Source organism: Escherichia sp. AM3, assembly GCF_032029835.1.
Classification (GTDB): Bacteria; Pseudomonadota; Gammaproteobacteria; order Enterobacterales; family Enterobacteriaceae; genus Escherichia; species Escherichia coli.
Window position 1 is genome coordinate 1 of sequence record NZ_JAVUPQ010000527.1, and the last position, 541, is coordinate 541.

The 541-nt window shown below is 37.9% G+C and carries 1 protein-coding gene; it reads left to right on the forward strand.

Features of this window, described 5'->3' with window-relative positions:
• Positions 1 to 446: 446 nt before the first annotated feature.
• Positions 447 to 541, forward strand: a 95-nt coding sequence (locus RTW80_RS27040; RefSeq protein WP_312721167.1) for a hypothetical protein, incomplete at its 3' end; no start/stop codon positions are given.

A 541-nucleotide genomic window follows, 5' to 3' on the forward strand; every position in this document is an offset into this window, starting at 1 on the left:
GAATAAGGTAGAGAAGGGCGGTGTAAAGCAATTCAAGCATAATAAATAGCTGACTTATGGATGTGCTGGGGATTCTATGTATTTAGCACCGGGTTTGCCATTACTTTTCCTTTTTTTGACTTAATTAGCCTCTGTTTGAGCTGATCTGCCGCTAGATCTTCATTTTTTTTGTATTTTTATGCGATTCATTGAATTTCAGCCAGGATTGCAGCTTTACATCGACAATATCTGGATTCTCGAGTATGCAAAATTTTATCTCTATGATTTTTATAATTAAAACATATTTTGTGTATAAAAATCATTCGGGTCGGATTGCTGCGAAAGAAATGATACACTAGCGCGTCAAAGTAAGTGCGTTATCAGTATTCGGGTAGCTGTTGAGCCTGGGGCGGTAGCGTGCTTTTTTCTGCTTAACTTAACCAGACAATCACACAAAAGAGTCGCTAGTGGAAAAGCCATTTCGAAAAATCCTGGTCATAAAGATGCGATATCACGGAGATATGTTATTAACTACTCCTGTAATCAGTACACTCAAGCAGAA